This is a genomic window from Williamsia sp. R60 (assembly GCF_054063855.1).
On record NZ_JBSSGR010000003.1, the window covers coordinates 426,524 to 445,992 of the forward strand.

Below are 19,469 nucleotides of genomic sequence, written 5' to 3' on the forward strand. Positions count from 1 at the left end.
TCGGCAACCGGTCCAGGCTACCCCAACAGTGCTTGACCAGCGAAATCCTGGCCTCCACGCCACAGCCACCCCCAGACCGGGCGGGCCGAGGCGTATCGACACCCCCTACCCTGTAGGCCATGCCTTCGCCGTCCCCCACCCCCACCTGGGAAATGACGACGACACCGCGACCGGGCTGGCGGGCGCGTATCAGCGCCGGCCGCGGCGAGCTCCTGCTCATCCTGACCCTCGCGCTGTTGATCAGTTCACTGTTCATGTGGCTCGGCTACCTGGGCAAGGCCACCTGCGGCGGCCCTCCGTTCGACGAGTCCGGCCGCAGTGCGCTCTGGCCGGTCGGTTCGAGCGAGATCATCATGCCCTGCTATTCCGACCTGCAGTTCTTGTGGATCGGCCGCGACATCAACAACCACGTGTTCCCGTACATCCACGGGGGCATCACCGACAACGGGGTGCTCTTCGGAGGCGTGGTCGAGTATCCGGTGCTGTCGGGACTGCTCATGTACTTCGGCGCCAGCGGCGCCCACACCGACACCGAGTTCCTGACCCAGTCCGCGATCCTGCTCGTACCCTTCGGGATCCTGATCGTCATCCTGCTCGCCCTGCTGGCCCGCTGGTACGTGATGCTCTGGGCAGCCACTCCCCCGCTGATCCTCTACGCGTTCCACAACTGGGAGCTGCCGGTGGTCGCGACGTCAGTGGGCGCCATCGCGGTGATGATCCTCGGCGCACGGATCAATCCGCGGACCGGCAGGCCGTGGTTGTCGTTGCGGACCAGCGCGCTCTGGGCGTCCTTCATCCTCTCGATCGGCTTCTGTCTCAAGATCTATCCCGGCTTGTTCGTGCTGCCGTTGGCCATCTTCGTGCTGACCCGCGCGATGGTGCCCGACTCCAAGGCGAGTGGGTCCACGTCGCTGCGCACCCGGCTGACCCGCCGGTCCCTGGATTGGACCGGAGCCGCCGGCGTCGTCGCGGTCGCGGTCGTCACGGTGATCGCGGTGCAACTGCCGTTCATGATCGCCGGGTTCAAGGGCTGGCAGGCTTCGCTGTCGTTCCAGGGCAAACGCAAGGCCGACGTCGACACCAACACCATCTGGTACTGGGGACTGAGGCATGTCACCGGCGACGGGCCGAGCGATGCGAACAGCGTCTACAACTCGATCGTCGGGGTCGCCTCACCTCTGCTGATCATCGTCTCGCTGGGCGTGGCGGTGTGGCTGGGGCTCAGACATTGGCAGCGCGGCAACGTCTTTCCGTGGATCGGCGTGAGCGCGGCGATGCTGGCCGGGTTCATGCTGTTCCACAAGGTCCATTCGCCGCAGTACACGCTGTGGGTACTTCCGTTCTTCGTGCTCCTCAAGGTCGACTGGCGCCTGGTCACGCTGTACCTCGTCGGCGATCTGGCGCTCGACCTCACCATCTTCCGCATGTTCGGCATCCTCACTCGCGGTGACGAGATGGAGTGGTGGGTGATGGGCGGTGTCCAACTGGGCGTGTGGTCGCACGCGCTGTGCCTGGCGATCCTGATCTACCACTTCGTCGGCCGGCCCCTGCGGGTGCCACCGGAAAAGGCCTCGCCCACGGCCTCCACGGCGGCTACCGTACCGGCATGACCTGGTACACCGCCCCCACGCTCTCCGGCGCCCGAATCATGTTGCGCGAGTTGGTACCCGACGATGCGCCCGCCCTCGCTGCCGCGGTGGACCGACCTGAGGCATTCCGGTGGACAACGGTGCCCGGCGACGTTGGCGCCGCCGAGCGGTACATCCAGACCGCCCTCGACGCCCCCGACCGGGTCGCCTTCGCGGTGGTCGAACGAGCCAGTGGTCGCGTGGTCGGCTCCACGAGCTACTACGACATCACTCCCGACTACCGCGCGCTGGCCATCGGCCACACCTGGTACTCCGCAGCCGTACACGGCACCGCGGTGAATCCGGAGGCCAAGCTGCTGCTGCTGCGCCGCGCCTTCGAAGACCTGTCAGCCGTCAGAGTGGTGTGGCACACCGATGAACGCAACGCCCAATCGCGGGCCGGCATCGCCAAACTCGGCGCCACGTTCGAAGGTCTGCTGCGCAAGCACCGTCCACTTCCCGATGGATCATGGCGCACCACAGCGCAATACGCGATGACGGACGACGACTGGCCCGCCGCGAGAGAGGCTCTCTCCACGAGGCTGGAACGATGAGACCGGCCTGAGGGCCGCCTCAGCTCACACCGTTCAGGTGCGGCAGGTCACGTGCGCGAGGAGACCGCCATCGAGTCGGTGGTCGGATCGTCCGGCGCCGGACGGGTTCTCACCTTGATCCGCCTCGGCCACGGCAACCGGTCGGGAGCCCTGTCGAGCACCCCACCGCCGGGGTCGTCCACGGCCAGGCTCTGCCATCCGGAACCGCGACGCACCAGATCGTCGGTCGGGTGATAGATCTGCCAGATCACCAACGCGCACAGTGCCAGAACCGCGAAGTCCCGGACCACAACTGCGGACAGGAACCACTGCTCGGGCAAGCCGTCGTCCGTCTCCTGGAACAGGTACCACATCATGCGCGGCACCCACACGAGAGCGTCGACCAGCATCCACGCCAACAGGATCCGCGTGTGCGGCAAGGCCAGAACCGCGAGAGGCACCAGCCACAGCGAGTACTGCGGACTCCACACCTTGTTCACCAACAGGAACCCGGCGACGGTCAGGAAGGCCAACTGGGCCAACCGCGGCCGAAGCGGCGCGTGGAAGCCGATGAACGCGATGCCGATACAGACCACCACGAACAACGCCATGCTCACCGCGTTCAGCAGAGATGGCGGCTGCCCGGGTTGGTTACCCCACTGGTAGTCGGTGACAGCCGACACCACGTTGTAGATCGTGTCGGGATCGGTACCCCGAGACGAGTTGTGGCGGAAGAACTCGGTCCAGCCGCGAAAGTGCAGGACCATGATCGGCAGGTTGATGATCAACCAGGTCGCGGCGGTCATCAGAGCGGTGACGGCGAAGTCCCGGACCTTGCCCGCACGGAGACAGAGCACCAGCAAGGGGACCAACAACAATCCGGGATAGAGCTTGGCCGCGATGCCGATTCCGAGGAACACCCCGGTCATCCACGGATTTCGTCGGGCCCACGCCAACATCGCCAAGGCGAGCGCCGCAGTGGCGATGGCATCGAAGTTGGTGAAGATGTGGACCACGACCAGAGGAGAGACAGCTGCGAGCATCACGGCCCACACCCTGCGCCCTGCGGTGAGCGCGGTGGCCCAGATGGTCACCAGCCAGCACAATGCCAGTCCCAGCGCCACGAGATTGAAGAAGACCACCACGTCCAACGCGCTGGGCAAGCCCCAATTGTCGTGTGCCCATTGCCAGGCCTCGGTGGCCTGAGCCGCGGCGTACATGAACATCCCGGTCAGTACCGGGTACTCCATGAACCGCTGCTTCTGTCCTCCGGCACCGTTGTCCTCGTACCAGAACGTCTTGTACGGAAGTGCGCCTTCGTTGAGTCGCTCGGCGCTGTAGAGCGGGATGGTGTCGGCGTAACACATCGCGGTGTATTGGCGGTGATCCGACCAATCGAGTGTCTGTTCGCCGGTCGTCTTGTCCGGAGCCTGTTGCAGGCAGCCGGCTTTCGCATACCAGCCCAACGCCATGAACACGAGGGCGATCAGGAGAATAACCCGGATCGGCGTCCAGCCGGGGCTGCGCCCCACCACCGCGTGCAGACCGACCGGGCCACCGATCACCATGCTGCCCGGAGAAGCGATCGGATCGGTACGGCTCGGCAGGACGCGTGTGGTCGCCTCCCGACGATCGGCCGCCGGCAACCCAGGCGACTCGAATACGTTCAGGTGTTCCGTCGCAGCCGAACCGTCATCGTCGCGCACTTCGTGCGACGTCGATTCGGTCGCTTCCCCGTCGGTCATCACCCCACTCGCTCAGCGGGTACCTGTGGACGGTCCACCCTCTTCGGGCGGGAGTACCGGCTCTGTCTCCGTCTCGGTGTCAGGGTCGGGCCCGCCACCCGGGAGCGGGATCACCACACCGGGGCCTAGCGTCACGCCCGGCCGAGTGGTGGTGGTCGGCGGTGTGGTGGTGGTCGGCACCGTGCGCGTGGGGGTGTAGGTCTGCGGCGGCGGCTCATAGGGAACGCCTGCGACTCCACCGATCTCGCCCGGTTCCGGGAACTCCTCGATCGGCCGGCCGTCGAGAGCCCGGTTCATCGCTGTTCGCCAGATCTGCGCCGGGAGGCCTGACCCGTAGATCGTTGCGCCGGTGTAGTTCTTGAGCGCGGTGCCCTTGTCGGTACCAACCCACACTGCCGTCGACAGCTGCGGCGTGTACCCCACCATCCAGGCGTCCTTGTTCAGCCCGGTGTCGCCGAGCTGGGTGGTGCCTGTCTTGGCGGCGGACGGCCGCTCGCCCCCGTCGAGTGCGTTGCCGTTCGAGTACGAGGCGATCGGTTCCAGTGCAGCAGTGGTGTTGTCGGCCACCTCGGCCGGCAGCCGGCGTTCACCCGCATTGTCGGTGCGCTCGTAGAGCACCTGGCCCTGCGAGTTCTCGACCTTCTGAACGAAGTGCGGGGCGTGGTACATGCCCGACGCCGCGAGCGTGGCGTACGACGACGCCATGTCGATGACGCGAGATGCGTACTGCCCGAGCACAACACCACCCTCGACTCCGCCGTCGGGGTTCTGCAGTGTCTTGGCGCCGTCGGCCGCGACCTCGGGGATGCCCGCGCGGTGAGCCGCATCGGCGACCGCGGTGGGTCCACCGTTGAGGTCCATCATCAGGCGGTAGTAAACGGTGTTCAGCGACATCTTCATGGCCGTCGCGAGGTTGCACGATCCGCAGGATTCGCCGTCCGAGTTGGTGACGGTGAGGCCGCCGGGTCCCTCGAAAGGCGCCGAGCTGTAAGTCTTCGACAGCGGGATGCCCTGCTCGAGTGCTGCCACCAGAGCGAACACCTTGAACGACGAGCCGGTCTGCAGATTGGCCTGCGCGTAGTCGAATCCGTTGCCGTCGTTGCCACCGAAGTAGCCCCGGACCGCGCCGGTCCGTGGATCGATCGACACCACAGACGTTCGCAGCTCGGGCGGCTCACCCTCTCGGAGGTCGTTCGCCGCGGTGAAGTTCGCCCGCTGCACCTGCGGATCGATGGTGGTTGTGATGCGAAGACCGCCGGTGCGGATCTCCTCTTCGGAGATGTTGAGTGTGCCGAGCTCGGCCAGTACCTGCTGCTTGATCAGTCCGTTGGGTCCGTCGCTCGCCGGGTCGCCGGCAACGGCCTGGGTATCGACGACCTTCGGGTACTCCTGCGCGTCGGCCTCTTCCCTGTTGATCGCGCCGATCGTGACCATGCCGTCGAGGACGTACTCCCAGCGCCCTTCGGCAGCCTGGAGGTTGGTTGCCGGGTCGTAGTAAGAGGGAGAGCGGATCGACGACGCGAGTACAGCCGCCTCCGACAGGGTGATGTCGGCGAGGTTCTTGTTGAAGTACGCCTTGGCCGCCGCCGAGACACCGTAGGCGCCGCGACCGAAGTAGATGGTGTTGAGGTACGCCGCGAGGATCTCTTCTTTGGTCCACTCGCTGGACATCTTCGTGGAGATCGCAAGTTCACGGAACTTGCGCTGGTAGCTGGCCTCGTCGCCGGTCAGCACGTTCTTCACGTACTGCTGGGTGATGGTCGAGCCACCACCCGCGTCCTCGCGACCGGTCACCTTGCCCCACGCCGCGCGGGAGTAACCGCGGATCGAGAAGCCCGAGTTGCTCGCGAACTCGCGATCCTCGGCTGCGATCACGGCCTGCTGCAGCACCTGCGGGATCTCGGTGATCGGCACATCGGTGCGGTTGCCCTCCGGTGGCACGATTCGCGCGAGTTCGCCGCCCCGGGTGTCGACCACCGTGGCGATCTGACTCTGCTTGATGTCGCCGGGTGCGGGCACCTCGGCTCCGGCGTAGGTCACCAGGAACACCGCTGCCATCACCAGCGCGAAAGCCGGGAGCAGCGCGCCGCCTAGACCGACGATCCAGGCGACTGCCTTCTGCCACCGTCGCTTCTTCTCGACCGGGTTGCTGCTGGAGGGAGCGCGGCCGCCGCCGTCGTGCTCCGAGGTCCAACCGGACCGGTTGGGTCCGTCAGGGCCATTGCTCACAAGTACTTCTCCATACCTTCAGTGCCGATCCCTTTTGAGCCCATTCCTTCTGGGCCACCGCCGGCACCCACGTCAGTGGCTGCATCGGCTGAACTGTTCGCCATTCGACCCCCCGCTACCCGCCGGGTCCGCCGTACCCGTGGACGCGGAGGCAGGCCGGACACGTACGACTGGACCAGGTGGTTCCAGCTGCAGGTCCGGCACACCTCGACCACATGAACCGAGAACTCCTCCTGGCTCACGGCCAGGCGGAGGATCTCCTCCGTGGTCCGCGCCGACCCCGACACCTGCCCGAGCTTCTCGCCGAACACCCAGGACACGATGGTGACCTGTTCTTTCCGGCAGATCGGGCATCGCACCGAACTGGGACGGCCATGAAACTTCGCCGCACGCAGCAAATAGGGGCTGGCATCGCACACCTCGGCAACCCCGGTACGTCCGGAGTAGACCTCGGCCAGCCGGGACTTGCGCTGTAACGCGTAGTCCACCACCTGTCGCTGCAATCGCACGAATCAAGAGTACGTGCCGCCGACTCGGAAGATTTGGCGGTTCGGCGCCGCCAAGACCGCGAAAGGGCTCCGATCGTCGCTGCTGACGGCCCAATTCTCGCGGCACCGACCGTTCTCAACGCGTGCATGCTGCGGATAAGCCCAGTTCAGGCGTAGTTTCCATCCCGGTTATATCGGCCCGATACATATGTGTGTAGCATCTGCGGTACAGGTTTCTGCAACACGTTGAACGGAGGTGCGATCGGAGATGCTCGAACTCGCGGTACTCGGTTTGCTCCTCGAATCCCCGATGCATGGCTATGAGCTGCGTAAACGGCTCACCGGACTGCTCGGGGCGTTCCGCGCGTTTTCGTATGGATCGCTGTACCCGTCACTGCGCCGCATGCAGGCCGACGGTTTGATCGCTGAGGATTCGGGCCCTCCGGGAACGCTCAAACGACGCGCTCGTCGCGTCTATGCGCTCACCCCGAAGGGACGCGAACGGTTCGCCGAACTGGTCGCCGACACCGGACCACAGAACTACACCGACGACGGCTTCGGAGTGCATCTCGCATTCTTCAGCCGGACTCCCGCGGAAGCGCGCATGCGCATCCTCGAGGGTCGTCGCCGGCAGGTGGAAGAGCGGCGCGAAGGTCTCCGAGAGGCCGTCGGACGTTCGAACCGCACAGTGGATCGCTACACCAAGCAACTCCATCAGCTGAGTCTCGAATCCAGTGAGCGTGAAGTTCGCTGGCTCAACGAACTCATCGCCGCCGAGAGTTCGGAATGGGCCGGGGAGTCGACCAAGACGTCGAGGAATCCCGGACCGTTGCCGACCGAGGCGGTTACGACAGAACCCGAAACAACTTCGGTTACACCACACAAAGAAGGGGAACCCGACCATGGGTGACAACACAGTACGCGTGGCAATTGTTGGCGTGGGTAACTGCGCCTCATCCCTGGTCCAGGGCGTGCAGTACTACAAGGATGCCGACGAGAACGCTTCCGTTCCGGGCCTCATGCACGTGAAGTTCGGCAAGTACCACGTCCGCGACGTCGAGTTCGTCGCCGCATTCGACGTGGACGCCAAGAAGGTCGGCTTCGACCTCTCGGATGCCATCTTCTCCAGTGAGAACAACACCATCAAGATCGCCGACGTGCCGCCCACCGGCGTCACCGTGCAGCGGGGCCACACCCTCGACGGACTCGGCAAGTACTACCGCGAGACCATCACCGAGGCCGACGGCGAGGGCGGCGATGTCGTCCAGACCCTGAAGGACGCCAAGGTCGACGTGCTCGTGTCCTACCTGCCCGTCGGTTCCGAGCAGGCCGACAAGTTCTACGCGCAGTGCGCCATCGACGCGAACGTCGCGTTTGTCAACGCCCTCCCGGTCTTCATCGCCAGCGACCCCGTGTGGGCCAAGAAGTTCGAAGATGCCGGTGTGCCGATCGTGGGCGACGACATCAAGAGCCAGGTCGGCGCCACCATCACCCACCGCGTGATGGCGAAGCTGTTCGAGGACCGCGGTGTCACGCTGGACCGTACGTACCAGCTGAACGTCGGCGGCAACATGGACTTCAAGAACATGCTCGAGCGTGAGCGTCTCGAATCCAAGAAGGTCTCGAAGACCCAGGCCGTCACCTCGAACCTCACCGGTTCGCTGGCGGGCAAGATCGACGACAAGAACGTCCACATCGGACCGTCCGACCACGTTGCGTGGCTGGATGACCGCAAGTGGGCCTACGTCCGCCTCGAAGGTCGCGCCTTCGGCGACGTGCCGCTGAGCCTCGAGTACAAGCTCGAGGTCTGGGACTCCCCCAACTCGGCCGGCATCATCATCGACGCCGTTCGTGCGGCGAAGATCGCCAAGGACCGCGGCATCGGAGGACCCATCCTCCCGGCCTCGGCCTACCTCATGAAGAGCCCGCCCGAGCAGCTCGCCGACGACGTCGCGCGCAAGCAGCTCGAAGCCTTCATCATCGGTGCAGACGCCTGATCTGATCCGACAAGCTCCACCCGAGAGCCGCACGCCTTCTAGAAGGTGTGCGGCTCTTGGCATTTCCGGTACAAAACGGTCCTCAGATTCACGCATCACGGGAGCGAAACGACAAAACCCACCGAATACTCGGTGGGTCTTCGTCAGTTACATCGGGGAGTCTGTGGATCAGCCGACCACCGTGGTGTCGTAGTAACCGTCGCCATCGGTGTCGACGTGCACGGTGTCGATGTAGCCGTCGTTGTTGGCGTCCTCGTGCATCTCGTCGGCGAATCCGTCACCGTCGGTGTCGTACTCCTCGTAGTTGGCGATGCCGTCGCCGTCGGTGTCGGTGAGAGCGGTGTCGATGATGCCGTCTGCGTTGGTGTCGTAGTACTCGGTGGCCATGATGTCTCCTGTGACTCGGTGCTGTTGATTCTCTGTCTTGGTGAAGCAGTCAGAGATAGGAGACCTCGGTCATGGAAAATGTTCCCGCCGATTCGCGAATAATCCGGCACACGGCCGCGGCCGGTGTCTACAGCTGCCAGTGCACCGGCTGGGAGATGATGTCGCCGAGACGGCGGCGGTAGTACTTGGCGGACTCCTCGTTGAATGCGTTCATGGCCGTGGCGGTCGCCTCGGAATCCCGGTCACGCATCGCGTCGAGCACGTCCTGCTGCATCTCGATCGCGGCGAGGCGGGTGGGCATCGGATGCTCGCTGGGCTCGGCGTCGCGCACCAGCAGCCATAGCGTCTCCATCACGATCTTCAGGACCGGGTTTCCCGCTGCCTCGTACACACTGCGCTGAAAGACCGCGTTGTTCTCCTGAAAGTTGGCGTAATCGCCGGGGTCCTCGCGCATGCGGTCGAGCGCCAGTTGCATGGTCTCGAGCTGATCGTCGGTGACGTTCGCCGCGGCCTGACGGGCGACGATGGGCTCCATCATCAGGCGCACGTCGATGACATCGCTGATGTTGGCGCCGTTGATCTGCAGGAACAGCTTCATCGTGTTGCCGAGCGACTCGAGCTCCGGCCGCTTTGCCACCGGGCCGCCACCGATGCCGGACTTGATCGTCACGAGGTCGCGGCTTTCGAGCAGACGGAGCGCTTCCCGGACGGTCGTGCGCGCCACCCCGTGCTCTGCGACCATTTCTTTCTCTGTGGGCAGCCGTTGTCCGACGACGATTCCGCCTCCGAGGATCTGATCCGCAATCACGTTGGCCACTCGCGCCGAGATCTTGGGCGCGCGCGCCCGCGGAACGCTTTCCTCGATGGTCATGTGTTTCTCCCCCGCCTCCAAGTTCGTCTCGCAGTGCTAACCATACCTACGGACAGTGTGATGTGCGCCAAGTCTGTACATAGTTAGCGGGATTAGATACTGTAGTCCGTGTCAGAAAAGTACTCACGGGGGCGAGGAGGTGGTCATGTATCCCACACGGCCACCGAATGCTGCTCTGACGCAGAGCTATAGGAATGCCGGGCACTGGCGCGATCAGCCCGTCGCCCACTTTCTCGAGCAAGCCTCCGCTCGATATCCAGACGCTGTTGCGGTGATCGACGGTGCCCGTCGCATCACCTTCGGTGAACTCGACGACGCGTCGGCACGGCTCGCGGCAGCACTGCGAGGTCGCGGTGTGCGATCCGGCGACGTCGTAGCGTTCCAGCTGCCCAATTGCGCCGAGGCGGTCATCGCGTTTCAGGCCGTCATGAAGCTCGGCGCCATCGCCAACCCGATCGTTCCCATCTACCGAGCCCGGGAACTCCGATTCATCCTCGGGCAGGCTCGCGCAAAGGTGGTGCTCATCCCCGGAACGCACCGTGGTTTCGATTTCGGGGCAATGTACCGGGACCTGGTGACCGACCTTCCCGACCTGCAGCTCGTCGTCTCCATCGAAGGAAACCCCGTCAACGCGGCAGTCGGCACCACATTGGACGAATTGACGAAGTCAGCCACCCCGCAAGCCATTTCGGCAGTACGTAATCTACCGCCGGCCGACCCTGACAGTATCTGCCTGTTGCTGTACACCTCTGGTACCACCGCCGACCCCAAAGGCGTTCTGCACAGCCACAACACCCTCATCTACGAGAACCGGTCGATGATCACCTGGTTCGGATTGAACGAGCGCGACGTCATCTTCAACCCATCACCGGTCACCCATGTGACCGGGGTGAACTGCGCGCTGACGCTGCCGTGCCTACTCGGCACAACGGTTGTGCTGCAGGACATCTGGGATGCCGAAGCCGCCCTGGATCTCATCCGGTCCGAGCACGCCAGCTTCATGATCTTCTCGACGCCTTTCCTCCGGGGCCTGCTCGACACAGCCACCGCGGCGGAGCTCGACACCCCTTCCATCCGCTACATCGCCTGTGGCGGAGCCGATATCCCCGACTCGCTGACCGCCGCCGCAACCGAGCGGCTGGGTACGGTCACGAGAATGTACGGCGCCACCGAGGGCCCGTCTGTCACGGCGTCCGACCGATGGGACCCCATCTATCTGCGCACCAAGACCGATGGTCGGCCGATCTCACCCACGGAGGTGATCGTCGCCGACGACGACGGCACGTCCGTTGCCACAGGGGCGGTCGGCGAAATCCTCTGGCGAGGGCCGGACACCTTTCTCGGATACCTCGATGAGCGCCTGAACGAGACCGCCTTCACCGACGACGGTTTCTTCCGTACCGGTGACCTGGGTCGCTTCGACAGCAGCGGCGGCATCCACATCGTCGGACGTATCAAAGATGTCATCAATCGTTCGGGCGAGAAGATCAGCGCACACGACGTCGAGAACCAACTCAGCGAGCATCCGGCTGTTGTCGAGGTGGCCGTTGTCGCCGGGCCTGATGCCCGGACCGGTGAACGCGGGTGCGCGTTTGTGGTGACCCGGGATCAGCGCGATCTCACACTGCCCGAGGTGCACCGGTTTCTTCTCGAACGAGAGATCGCGGTGCAGAAGATCCCGGAGAGCGTCTTCGTGGTCGATTCGCTGCCGAAGACGGCCAGCGGCAAGGTGCAGAAGTTTGCGCTGCGCGACTGGACCCGCGATCGGGATGCGCTCCCACCCCAGATGACGGCGATGAAATTCGCCGCAACACACGAGAAATAGGGGCCGAATGACCGTTCAGACACCTGGGATCGAACATCTCGTCGTCACCGAGCCGGAACCGGGTATCGCACTCGTCGAACTTGCCCGCGGCAAGGTGAACGCGATCGACACCCAGATGTACGACGAGATCGCACGAGTCTTCGACATGTTGTCCGACAACCAGGACATCCGCGCCATCGTCCTCACCGGCCGCGGCAGGATCTTCTGCGCGGGCAATGATCTCGGCAACTTCCGGGTGATGGATTCGGTCAGCGGCGACGTCGAGATGCGTAGCGTGAGACGGGCACTCTTCGGGCTGTACGACTGCGCGTTACCCGTTGTTGCTGCCATCAACGGTCCCGCTCTCGGCAGTGGACTTGCGTTGGCTTCGCTCAGCGACATCGTGGTCGCCTCCGACCGGGCGACGTTCGGCCTTCCGGAGATGGGTGTCGGAGTGCTCGGTGGAGGCCGGTTCACCGCCAGAATGCTTCCGCAGCAGGCGATGCGACGGATGTTCTTCACCGCGGAGCCCGTCGATGCAGAGACCCTGCGCAGCTGGGGTGCGCCCCTCGACGTGGTACCGCATGACGAGCTCCTCGAGGTCGCGATGTCGCGGGCGCGCGTCATCGCCGCCAAGAGCCGATACGCGCTCACCCTGGCAAAGCAGTCGCTGAACGGGTGCGAAGACGTCGATCTCAAACGCGGCTACGAACTCGAACAGACTTTCACCGTGCGACTGTCCGAGCACCCCGACTCCAAGAAGGCAGTCGAGGCCCGTATCGCCGAGATGTCGAAAGGAAAGAAGCCATGACCCCGAGCCCGGGATCAAGTGGATCCGTCGACGCGCAGGTGATCGACGTCGACGCCTTCTCCGAAAAGTGCGTTGCGTGGCTCGACGAGCACCTCGACCGGCGGGAGACGGGGCCGGCGGTGGCCGCAGACCCGAACTACGCAATTTTCCACAACCACACCCACGACGAGGAACGCGACCTGATCGACGCCGCCCGGGACTGGCAACGGAAAAGGGTCGATGCCGGGTTCGGTGCCATCACCTGGGGTCCGGAATGGGGTGGCGCAGGACTGACTGCCAGCCACGAACGCGTGTACGTCGGCCTCGAGCGGCAGTACATCACGCCGGACCGTCACGAGACCGTGCTCGTCACCGTCGAATTGGTGGCGCCCACGCTTCATGCGCTCGGCACCGAGGATCAACAACAGCGATTCGTCCGGCCATTCCTTCGCACCGACGAACTGTGCTGCCAGCTCTTCTCCGAGCCCGGCGCCGGTTCCGATCTGGCCGGGCTGTCCACCAAAGCTGTGGCCACCGGCGATGGTTGGCGCATCAACGGGCAGAAGGTGTGGAGCTCGGGTGCACAGTTCTCCGAGTGGGGCCTGCTCATCGCCCGTACCGACACCACCGTGGCCAAACACCGTGGCATGACGGCGTTCATGGTTCCGATGGACGCGCCCGGGGTCGATGTACGACCCATTCGGCAGAGCTCCGGTGGATCGACCTTCAACGAGGTCTTCCTCACCGACGTCGAAATCCCTGACTCGCTGCGCATCGGTGCCGAAGGTGACGGTTGGAAGGTCGCGCTCACCACGCTTGGCTTCGAACGCAATTCGAGCGCGGGTATCGTCAGCGCCGGCGGTAACAGCGCCGATCTGGTGCGGCTGGCAAAGAGTCTGGGCATCACCGACGATCCCCTGGTACGCCGGCAATTGGCAGACGCTGCGATCTACGAGCGCGCCTCGGCACTGATGGTGGCTCGTTACGCCGAACGTGAGCAATCCGGAGCCGTTCCGGGAGTGGAGGGTTCGATCGGCAAACTCGTCTGGACCCAGAACCTCAAGCGGATCGGCGACGCCGCCGCTTCGTTCCTCGGCCCGAAGATCCTCGCCGACACCGGAGAGCCGAACACGTTCGCCTGGACCGAACACCTCCTGGGCGCACCCGGCTATCGCATAGCGGGAGGCTCTGACGAGATCCAGCGAAACATCATCGGCGAACGCGGGCTCGGACTGCCCCGCGAACCACGTTAGGAGATCGGCAATGCCTCTCGAATTGACGGTCGAACAGCGCGATCTCGAATCAAGTCTCCGGTCGTCGCTGGCCCGCACCGCAGCCGGCGACAACGTCTGGGCCTCGCTGCTGGAGATGGGTCTGACCGAGGTCCCGTTCCCGGAGAACTACGGCGGAGCAGGGTTCACCCTGAAGGACACCGCTGTGGTGATGGCCGAACTGGGCCGGTCACTCGGCGCCGGTCCGTACTTCTCCTCGGTCATCCTGGCAGGTTTCACTCTGCTGCACGCAGGTTCGGATGCCGCCAAGACACAACATCTTCCGACCATCGCGGATGGCAGCGTGACCGCCGCACTCGTGACCGGATACCCGTTTGCGTCCACGTCGATCACCGCGTCCGGAGGTGACGACAACACAATCGTTCTCGACGGCGCGCAGGAGGCCGTGGTCTCCGGAGCCGATGCTGATCTGCTCGTCGTCGTCGCCGAGGGACCCTCGGGTCCGGAGTTGGCGGTCATCGGCGGTGACGCCGCCGGCGTAACACGCACCGCGCGTGAATCACTCGACTTCACCAGGCCACTCGCGCGGATCGAGTTCACCGGGGCATCAGCGCAGCGCGTCGGCGGCAACCACCTCGTAGCGGGTCTCGACAGGGCGCAGGCCATCGCCATCACCGCGCTCGCCGCTGAGCAGGTGGGGGCTGCACGCGCCTGCCTGGAGATGTCTGTCGATTACGCCAAGACCCGACAACAGTTCGGACGTGCCATCGGGTCGTTTCAGTCGATCAAACATCGACTCACCGACATGCTGGTGGCGATCGAACTGGCCGAGGCAGCTGTACTCGATGCCGCCGACGCCGATTCCCGCAGTAGCGGCGAGCTGTTCGTCGCTGCTGCGACCGCGCGAGTACTCGCCTCCAGAGCCGCGACCTTCGCGGCCGAGGAGTCCGTGCAGATCCACGGCGGCATCGGATTCACTTGGGAGCACCCATTGCACAGGTACTTCCGCCGGGCCAAGACGAGTGAACTGTTGCTCGGCAACACCGCCGTGCACGCCGAGACAGTTGCCGCGGCGCTGGTGTCCTGAGTCAGACGACCCAGCTACACGAAGACGAGCCACCCGCGGGTGGCTCGTCTTCGTGTTTCCGGCTCGTTGTGCTGTGCAGCAAGAACTTCAGGACGCGATCACGGCTTGTTCACCGCGCCGGCATCGACGGAGTACTGCGACGCCGTCACGTAACGCGCTTCGTCGGAGGCCAACCAGGCCACGAGGTTGCTGACGTCCCGAGCGTCGATCCACGGAACCGGAAGAAGGTTGGTCACCTTCATCGCCTCGGCGGCGGCCTCGCGGGTGGGATTAGGGTCATCCGGAGAGAACAACCCCCACGTCCGCTCGTTCTGGATCATCGGGGTGTCCACACCGGTCGGGTGAACCGTGTTGACCCGGATGCCGTAAGGGCCGAGTTCCTGCGCGAGACTCTTCATCAACCCGACCACGCCATGCTTACTCGCCGTATAGTGCGGCGCGTTCGCGTAGCCCTGCATTCCGGCAGTGGAACTGGTCAGCAAGATGACACCGCCTCCCTGCTTCTTGAGGTGCGGGATGGCAGCGTGCGCAGTGAAGAAGACGCCGGTCAGATTGATGTCGACGACGTCACGCCATGCCTCTTCGGGCATGCCGTCGGCGTCGTGACTGATGAAGATGCCGGCGTTGGCCAGAACGATGTCCAATCCGCCCAGTGCCGAAACACCCTCTGCAAGAGCACTGGTCAAGGCGGAGAGGTCACGCACGTCGACCTCCCGCGCCACGATCCGTCTGTCCAGAGCCTCGACCAGGCGTACGGTCTCCGCCAGGTCGGAAGGCTCCGCCAGCTCATAGAACGGCGTCACGCTCTCGATCGGCCGACAGATGTCGACCGCGATGATGTCCGCGCCTTCTTCCGCAAGACGGATCGCGTGCGATCGTCCCTGTCCTCGTGCAGCTCCCGTGATGAAGGCGACTTTGCCTTCGAACCGACCACCCATGTGTCACTCCTCATTTCTGTTGTTGCAAACGACCAGCAATCGAGCGCTGACTTTCTGGCACAGTGAGTCGACATGACCTCGCGTTCAAAAGGGTTGACGACCAGGTCATCGGTTCACCCGATAACCAGAAGCAGGTCGCCACCATCGACCTGTGCTGCACCACTGATGGGCACACGGCTGACGGTGCCGGAGCGGGGCGCGGTGATCGCGGCCTCCATCTTCATCGCCTCGATGCTTCCCACCAATTCACCCTGCTCGATGGCGTCGCCCTCTTTGACCGACAACGTGACCACACCGGTGAAGGGCGCCGGTACCTGCCCCGGGTCGGTGCGATCGGCCTTTTCGGCTTCGCGAGTGGTGGTCTCGACGCTGCGGTCACGTACCTGCACCGGCCGGAGCTGACCGTTGAGTATGCACAGCACGTTGCGCATGCCCTGGGCGTCGGGTTCGGAGATGGCTTCCAGACCGATCAGCAACTCCACGCCGGGTTCGAGCTGCACCCGATGCTCCTCGCCTTGCCGCAGGCCGTAGAAGTATTGATTGGTCGACAACTGCGCGGTGTCTCCGAAGTTGTCGCGGTGGTTTTCGAACTCCGTTGTCGGGCCGGGGAACAGCAGCCGGTTCAACGTCTCCCGCTTGACCTCGCTCGGCCCCGACAGTCCCGACAGCTGTTGTTCCGTGAGGGGCGTGACCGCTCTTGCCTCGGCCCGACCGGCCAGCGCCCGAGACCGCAGCGGCTCGGGCCAACCACCGGCGGGGTCGCCGAGGTCGCCGCGGAGGAAGTCGATGACCGACGACGGGATGTCATACGAGGACGGTTCGGCTGCGAAGTCGTCGGCTGTCGCATCGGCGCCGACAAGCGCCAACGCGAGGTCGCCGACCACCTTCGACGACGGGGTCACCTTGACCAATCGGCCCAGAATCCGGTCGGCGCCGGCATAGGCCGACTCGATGTCCTCGAACCGATCGGCCAGACCGAGCGCCGAGGCCTGCTGGCGCAGGTTGGACAGCTGCCCGCCCGGGATCTCGTGGGTGTACACGCGGCCGGTGGGTGCGGGGAGTCCTGACTCGAATGGCGCATAGTTCGAACGGATTGCGGCCCAATACGGTTCGAGGTCGCACACGGCGCTGAGATCGAGCCCGGTGTCACGTTGTGTGTGCTCGGTCGCGGCCACGATCGCCGACAGCGCCGGCTGACTGGTGGTGCCGGCCAGCGCGGCGCTGGCACCGTCGACGGCGTCGACCCCGGCGTCCCAGGCCGCGAGGTACGTGGCCAACTGACCGCCCGGGGTGTCATGGGTGTGGAGATGAACCGGTAGATCAAAACGTGAACGCAGTGCTGTGACAAGGGTGGCGGCGGCCGGGGGACGCAGCAGACCGGCCATGTCTTTGATCGCGAGAATATGTGCGCCGGCCTCCACCATTTGTTCGGCGAGTCGCAAGTAGTAGTCGAGCGTGTACAGATCCTCATCTGGATCGGTCAGATCGCCGGTGTACGACATCGCCACTTCGGCAACGGCTGTGCCCGTGTCGCGAACCGCATCGATGGCCGGGCGCATCTGGTCGATATTGTTGAGCGCATCGAAGATCCTGAAGATGTCGACACCCGTGTCTGCCGCCTCGCGAACGAACGCATGGGTCACCTCGTCGGGGTACGGCGTGTATCCCACCGTGTTCCGGCCTCGCAGCAGCATCTGGATGCAGATGTTCGGCATCGCCTCACGTAGCGCGGACAGTCGCTCCCACGGGTCTTCGTGCAGAAAGCGCAGCGCCACATCGTATGTCGCCCCTCCCCACGCCTCCACAGACAGCAGCTGCGGGGTCATCCGGGCCACATAGGGCGCAACGGCGACAAGATCACGGGTTCGTACGCGCGTTGCCAATAAGGACTGATGGGCATCCCGGAATGTGGTGTCGGTGACGGCCAGAGCCGTCGAGCGACGGAGGTCTGCGGCGAACGCCGTCGGTCCGAGGCGGAGCAGCCGATCCCGCGACCCGGCCGGAGGTGGGTTGCCGACGTCCACCGCCGGCAGCTTGTCGACGGCGTAGACGGTGGACGGACGCTCGCCGTGTGGCCGGTTGACGGTGATGTCTGCAAGGTAGCGGAGAATCCGAGTGCCCCGGTCCGCGGAGACGTTCTGGGTCAACAGTTCCGGGTGATTCTCGATGAAGGACGTGTCGACCCTCCAGGCCAGGAAGTCGGGATTGTCCAGGACTGCCTGCAGGAAAGGGATGTTGGTCGCCACGCCACGTACACGGAACTCGGCGATCGCCCGCCGGGCGCGGGCCGCTGCGGTGGCGAAGTCGCGTCCTCGGCAGGTGAGTTTGACCAGCATCGAGTCGAAATGCGAACCGATCTCCGACCCGAGTCCGACACTGCCGTCCAATCGGACGCCGGAGCCGCCAGGTGTGCGATAGGCCGTGACCCGGCCGGTGTCGGGGCGGAACCCGTCGGTGGGGTCCTCGGTGGTGATCCGGCACTGCATGGCAGCGCCGCGGATCTCGATGGACTCCTGCGTCAGGCCCAGCTCGGTCAGCAACTCACCCGAAGCGATACGGAGTTGCGCCGCAACCAGATCGACATCGGTGATCTCCTCGGTGACAGTGTGCTCCACCTGAATCCGCGGGTTCATCTCGATGAAGACGTGATTGCCGTACGGGTCCAGGAGGAACTCCACGGTGCCTGCACAGGTGTATCCGATGTGCCGAGCGAACTTCACCGCGTCCGCGCAGATACGTTCGCGCAGTTCGGGATCCAGGTTTGGCGCGGGAGCCACCTCGACAACTTTCTGGTGTCGCCGCTGCAACGAGCAGTCCCGCTCGAAGAGGTGGATGACCTCGCCGCTGCTGTCACCCAGGATCTGGACCTCGATGTGCCGGGGGTTGACCACCGCCTGTTCGAGGAAGACGGTCCCGTCACCGAACGCCGTGTGCGCCTCTCTCGATGCAGCCTCGATGGAAGACCTGAGTGACTCCGGGTCGGCGACACGTCGCATTCCTCGGCCGCCGCCGCCGGCAACTGCCTTGACGAACACAGGGAAGCGCATTCCCTCCGCTGCGGCGACCAGCTCGTCGACATCATCGGATGGCGCACAGGAGGCCAGCACCGGCAGCCCGGCGGCTCGGGCGGCGGCAACAGCGTGCGACTTGTCTCCGGTCAGCCGGAGTATGTCGGCGGACGGGCCGACAAAGGTGATCCCCGCAGCTGCACAGGCAGCGGCCAGGTCCGGATTCTCGGAGAGGAAACCGTATCCGGGGTAGATCGCGTCCGCACCAGCACGTTGTGCGGCCGAGATGATCTCGTCGACAGAGAGGTAGGCGCGAACGGGATGGCCTGGTTCACCGATCTGATACGCCTCGAACCCTTTGGCGCGATGGGCCGAGTTGCGGTCTTCGTACGGGTAGACGGCAACCGTGGACGCACCCAGTTCAACGGCGGCACGAAATGCGCGGACCGCGATCTCGCCACGGTTGGCGACCAGGACCTTTGTGAACATGGGCGTTCCTCTCTTGTCGGGACGATGCCGGGAACGGCGAATCACACCGCACGGGCAGGCACGGTGGGGCGAGGTATGTGAGCTGAGTCTCTCACGTTTTGCCATCACTTACTATATGGACAGTCAAGTTAGTCAGAATCGGTGGCTGGCTGAGAATGTTGCTCAACTTGCTACGCAATATCTCTGTACATGTTTCTATTTGGGCGATGTTTCTATAGTGTGACTTGAAATACAGTCCGTCAG

14 protein-coding genes and 1 pseudogene are annotated in these 19,469 nt (G+C 64.5%); 8 read left to right on the forward strand and 7 right to left on the reverse strand.

What is annotated here, in order from left to right; genetic code table 11:
* The first annotated feature begins 119 nt into the window (after positions 1-119).
* Both ACVWY6_RS15355 and ACVWY6_RS15360 read left to right on the forward strand, forming a co-directional pair.
* Entirely contained in the window at positions 120-1,610 is a 1,491-nt protein-coding gene (locus ACVWY6_RS15355) for a hypothetical protein (RefSeq protein WP_457539174.1), read from the forward strand.
* Entirely contained in the window at positions 1,607-2,182 is a 576-nt protein-coding gene (locus ACVWY6_RS15360; protein WP_457539176.1) for a GNAT family N-acetyltransferase, read from the forward strand. The genes ACVWY6_RS15355 and ACVWY6_RS15360 overlap by 4 nt, the downstream gene beginning before the upstream one ends.
* A 47-nt stretch (positions 2,183-2,229) precedes the next feature.
* Here the strand turns inward: ACVWY6_RS15360 and ACVWY6_RS15365 are convergent, their stop codons facing one another.
* The 3 genes and pseudogenes from ACVWY6_RS15365 to ACVWY6_RS15375 all read right to left on the reverse strand — a co-directional run.
* The gene (locus ACVWY6_RS15365; protein ID WP_457539178.1) at positions 2,230-3,906 is read right to left on the reverse strand and encodes a glycosyltransferase family 87 protein; all 1,677 of its coding nucleotides are present in this window, start codon (positions 3,904-3,906) and stop codon (positions 2,230-2,232) included.
* Between the two features lie 12 nt (positions 3,907-3,918).
* Entirely contained in the window at positions 3,919-5,964 is a 2,046-nt protein-coding gene (locus tag ACVWY6_RS15370; protein WP_116916439.1) for a transglycosylase domain-containing protein, read from the reverse strand.
* 284 nt (positions 5,965-6,248) lie between these two features.
* Positions 6,249-6,638: pseudogene (locus ACVWY6_RS15375) on the reverse strand (DUF5318 family protein); the annotation flags it as partial.
* 253 nt (positions 6,639-6,891) lie between these two features.
* On the opposite strand from ACVWY6_RS15375, the gene ACVWY6_RS15380 reads away from it, so the two are divergent.
* Positions 6,892-7,533 (forward strand): PadR family transcriptional regulator, encoded by a 642-nt coding sequence (locus ACVWY6_RS15380; protein ID WP_038253268.1) that lies wholly within the window; start codon positions 6,892-6,894, stop codon positions 7,531-7,533.
* Positions 7,526-8,620, forward strand: coding sequence for an inositol-3-phosphate synthase (locus ACVWY6_RS15385; protein ID WP_062796329.1), 1,095 nt, complete (start codon positions 7,526-7,528; stop codon positions 8,618-8,620). The genes ACVWY6_RS15380 and ACVWY6_RS15385 overlap by 8 nt, the downstream gene beginning before the upstream one ends.
* 168 nt (positions 8,621-8,788) lie before the next feature.
* On the opposite strand, the gene ACVWY6_RS15390 is transcribed toward ACVWY6_RS15385, so the two are convergent.
* Both ACVWY6_RS15390 and ACVWY6_RS15395 read right to left on the reverse strand, forming a co-directional pair.
* Positions 8,789-9,007, reverse strand: coding sequence for a hypothetical protein (locus ACVWY6_RS15390; protein ID WP_023958664.1), 219 nt, complete (start codon positions 9,005-9,007; stop codon positions 8,789-8,791).
* A gap of 127 nt (positions 9,008-9,134) precedes the next feature.
* Positions 9,135-9,878: a FadR/GntR family transcriptional regulator gene (locus ACVWY6_RS15395; protein WP_030166434.1), complete on the reverse strand. Its 744-nt coding sequence runs from the start codon at positions 9,876-9,878 to the stop codon at positions 9,135-9,137.
* 145 nt (positions 9,879-10,023) lie between these two features.
* On the opposite strand from ACVWY6_RS15395, the gene ACVWY6_RS15400 reads away from it, so the two are divergent.
* Genes ACVWY6_RS15400 through ACVWY6_RS15415 form a run of 4 tightly spaced genes read left to right on the forward strand, consistent with a single transcriptional unit; the run spans position 10,024 to position 14,791 of the window.
* Positions 10,024-11,703: an AMP-binding protein gene (locus tag ACVWY6_RS15400; RefSeq protein WP_457539181.1), complete on the forward strand. Its 1,680-nt coding sequence runs from the start codon at positions 10,024-10,026 to the stop codon at positions 11,701-11,703.
* 7 nt (positions 11,704-11,710) lie between these two features.
* On the forward strand, positions 11,711-12,493 hold the full coding sequence (locus ACVWY6_RS15405; protein WP_062796325.1) for an enoyl-CoA hydratase-related protein: 783 nt from the start codon (positions 11,711-11,713) through the stop codon (positions 12,491-12,493).
* On the forward strand, positions 12,490-13,725 hold the full coding sequence (locus ACVWY6_RS15410) for an acyl-CoA dehydrogenase family protein (RefSeq protein WP_457539183.1): 1,236 nt from the start codon (positions 12,490-12,492) through the stop codon (positions 13,723-13,725). The genes ACVWY6_RS15405 and ACVWY6_RS15410 overlap by 4 nt, the downstream gene beginning before the upstream one ends.
* Positions 13,726-13,735: 10 nt before the next feature.
* On the forward strand, positions 13,736-14,791 hold the full coding sequence (locus ACVWY6_RS15415; RefSeq protein ID WP_457539185.1) for an acyl-CoA dehydrogenase family protein: 1,056 nt from the start codon (positions 13,736-13,738) through the stop codon (positions 14,789-14,791).
* 98 nt (positions 14,792-14,889) lie between these two features.
* Here ACVWY6_RS15415 and ACVWY6_RS15420 read toward each other — a convergent pair whose 3' ends face one another.
* On the reverse strand, positions 14,890-15,729 hold the full coding sequence (locus ACVWY6_RS15420; protein ID WP_457539186.1) for a mycofactocin-coupled SDR family oxidoreductase: 840 nt from the start codon (positions 15,727-15,729) through the stop codon (positions 14,890-14,892).
* A gap of 113 nt (positions 15,730-15,842) precedes the next feature.
* Positions 15,843-19,226 (reverse strand): pyruvate carboxylase, encoded by a 3,384-nt coding sequence (locus ACVWY6_RS15425; protein WP_457539188.1) that lies wholly within the window; start codon positions 19,224-19,226, stop codon positions 15,843-15,845.
* Positions 19,227-19,469: the final 243 nt, after the last annotated feature.

Coding starts and splice junctions, on each gene's coding strand:
- ACVWY6_RS15355 (WP_457539174.1), top strand. CDS start 120: ATGCCTTCGCCGTCCCCCACCCCCACCTGGGAAATGACGACGACACCG.
- ACVWY6_RS15360 (WP_457539176.1), top strand. CDS start 1,607: ATGACCTGGTACACCGCCCCCACGCTCTCCGGCGCCCGAATCATGTTG.
- ACVWY6_RS15365 (WP_457539178.1), bottom strand. CDS start 3,906: ATGACCGACGGGGAAGCGACCGAATCGACGTCGCACGAAGTGCGCGAC.
- ACVWY6_RS15370 (WP_116916439.1), bottom strand. CDS start 5,964: ATGGCAGCGGTGTTCCTGGTGACCTACGCCGGAGCCGAGGTGCCCGCA.
- ACVWY6_RS15380 (WP_038253268.1), top strand. CDS start 6,892: ATGCTCGAACTCGCGGTACTCGGTTTGCTCCTCGAATCCCCGATGCAT.
- ACVWY6_RS15385 (WP_062796329.1), top strand. CDS start 7,526: ATGGGTGACAACACAGTACGCGTGGCAATTGTTGGCGTGGGTAACTGC.
- ACVWY6_RS15390 (WP_023958664.1), bottom strand. CDS start 9,007: ATGGCCACCGAGTACTACGACACCAACGCAGACGGCATCATCGACACC.
- ACVWY6_RS15395 (WP_030166434.1), bottom strand. CDS start 9,878: ATGACCATCGAGGAAAGCGTTCCGCGGGCGCGCGCGCCCAAGATCTCG.
- ACVWY6_RS15400 (WP_457539181.1), top strand. CDS start 10,024: ATGTATCCCACACGGCCACCGAATGCTGCTCTGACGCAGAGCTATAGG.
- ACVWY6_RS15405 (WP_062796325.1), top strand. CDS start 11,711: ATGACCGTTCAGACACCTGGGATCGAACATCTCGTCGTCACCGAGCCG.
- ACVWY6_RS15410 (WP_457539183.1), top strand. CDS start 12,490: ATGACCCCGAGCCCGGGATCAAGTGGATCCGTCGACGCGCAGGTGATC.
- ACVWY6_RS15415 (WP_457539185.1), top strand. CDS start 13,736: ATGCCTCTCGAATTGACGGTCGAACAGCGCGATCTCGAATCAAGTCTC.
- ACVWY6_RS15420 (WP_457539186.1), bottom strand. CDS start 15,729: ATGGGTGGTCGGTTCGAAGGCAAAGTCGCCTTCATCACGGGAGCTGCA.
- ACVWY6_RS15425 (WP_457539188.1), bottom strand. CDS start 19,226: ATGTTCACAAAGGTCCTGGTCGCCAACCGTGGCGAGATCGCGGTCCGC.